The sequence below is a fragment of the Micromonospora sediminimaris genome, assembly GCF_016863575.1.
GTDB lineage: Bacteria > Actinomycetota > Actinomycetes > Mycobacteriales > Micromonosporaceae > Micromonospora > Micromonospora sediminimaris.
Map to the genome: position 1 here is coordinate 1 of NZ_BOPD01000069.1, position 1,329 is coordinate 1,329.

Here is a 1,329-nt window from a genome sequence, read left to right on the forward strand (position 1 = left end):
GAGTTTCCCCCGCTTTGATGGAGCGGTGGTTACCTGCTGCCGGCTGGCGCAGGGGTGGCGATAGGTGGTTCGGCTGGCTCGGTTTGGCGGGTGTGCCAGGCGGTCTCGTACTCGTTCGGGCTGAGGTAGTCCAGTTCCTTCTGGATGCGGCGGGTGTTGTACCAGCCATCGATGTAAGCGAAGATCGCATTCTCTGCCTCGTCGCGGGTCCGCCAGGACGTGCGGTAGACGAGTTCGATCTTCAGCGTGGACCAGAAGTTCTCCATGAGCGCGTTGTCGTAGGAGTCACCGACGGAGCCCATCGAGGGCAGAATCCCGTTGTCCTGCAAGCGTTCCGTGAAGCGGAACGACGTGTAGTTCGACCCGCGATCTGAGTGGTGGATCAACTGGCCGTCGCGGACATCCCGGGACCAGATGCCGTATTCGAGGGCGGCGAGGATCAGGTCGGTGTCGCAGCGGTCGGAGGTCTTCCACCCCACGATCCGGCGGGAGAACACATCCCGGACCGCGGCGAGCCAGAACACGCCTTCGCCGCAGGGGACGCGGGTGGCGTCGGCGACCCAGAGCCGGTTCGGCCCGTCGGCGGTGAACTGCCGGTTGACCAGATCCGGCGCCGGCGTGTGCCGCGGATCCCGCCTCGTGGAACCGCCGCGCCAGCCGCGACGCAGGAACGCACCCTGCCAACCCTGCTGCGCCATCAGCCGCTCGACCCGCTTACGGCCCACCCCGATGCCGTCGCGGCGTAGCTGCCGGTGGACCCGGTCCGCGCCGTAGGTGCGCCCGGAGGTCTGCCAGATCTCATGGATGTTCGAGATCAGCCCCAGATCGACCACGTCCCGGTCGCAGGGCTGCTCGGCCTGTCTCACCCACGCGTAGTAGGTCGAGGCGCCGATGTTCAGGACCCGTAGCAGGAGCGCGACCGCGAACTGGTCACGATGTTCACCGATGAACCTCATGACCGTCGCCGGGTCGGGTCGAGCTCCGCCGCGAAATACGCACTCGCGGCCTTCAAGATCTCGTTCGCCCGCCGCAACTCGGCGACCTCCCTGCGCAGCCGGCGGTTCTCCTCCGCCATCTCGCTGGTCGGCCGATCGTGACGCTCACCCGCGTCGGCCTCGGCCTGACGGATCCAATTCCGCAACGCCTCGTGATGCACGCCAAGCTGCTCGGCCAGGCGCCGGATCACCGGCTTCGGGTCCGACTCGCGGTACAAGCGCACAGCACGCTGACGTAGCTCATCGGGGTACTTCTTCGGTGCTGCCACGGACAACTTCCTCCCCACGGCCATCAGACCATGATCAAGAAGCTCCATGAAAGCGGGGGTGGCTC

2 protein-coding genes are annotated in these 1,329 nt (G+C 66.5%); both read right to left on the reverse strand.

Going from position 1 to position 1,329, the window contains the following annotated elements:
- Nucleotides 1–29: 29 nt before the first annotated feature.
- The gene (locus tag Vse01_RS29110; RefSeq protein WP_093403175.1) at nt 30–956 is read right to left on the reverse strand and encodes an IS3 family transposase; all 927 of its coding nucleotides are present in this window, start codon (nt 954–956) and stop codon (nt 30–32) included.
- Nucleotides 953–1,329: transposase (locus tag Vse01_RS29115; protein ID WP_204019284.1), on the reverse strand; the 377-nt coding region annotated here is incomplete at its 5' end. The genes Vse01_RS29115 and Vse01_RS29110, both read right to left, overlap by 4 nt.

What these genes read in the sequence shown, in the direction of transcription:
- Vse01_RS29110 (WP_093403175.1), bottom strand. Translation starts at nt 956, where the DNA reads ATGAGGTTCATCGGTGAACATCGTGACCAGTTCGCGGTCGCGCTCCTG.